Origin of the sequence: Streptomyces sp. URMC 126, from assembly GCF_051386555.1 — a bacterium.
Lineage (GTDB): Bacteria > Actinomycetota > Actinomycetes > Streptomycetales > Streptomycetaceae > Streptomyces.
Map to the genome: position 1 here is coordinate 1 of NZ_JBPQTX010001373.1, position 234 is coordinate 234.

The following is a 234-nucleotide window of genomic DNA, read 5'->3' on the forward strand; positions in this document are numbered from 1 at the left end:
GTACACGGGATGGCCTTCGAGCAGTGCCATGCCAACTTCAGAATCGCGTTTGAAGCCGCCGATGCCAGGGCCGTGGCCGGCGCGTGGATCGACCACCAGCACCGGTGCGGCGCCTTTGCGCACATGTTTCTCCAAGGCGTCGGTGCCACAGCGAGTGACACGCAGGAGCCGGTAGTTGCTCGCTGGCTGCAAGTCGTGGCCGTCGGCCACCTGCTCTGACTCGAAGTGGAGAAG

Annotated in this window: 1 protein-coding gene; it reads right to left on the reverse strand. The window is 64.5% G+C overall.

Going from position 1 to position 234, the window contains the following annotated elements:
• A partial coding sequence (locus ACSNOK_RS36325; protein WP_436784911.1) for a DUF3141 domain-containing protein occupies window positions 1-234 on the reverse strand: 234 nt, incomplete at both ends.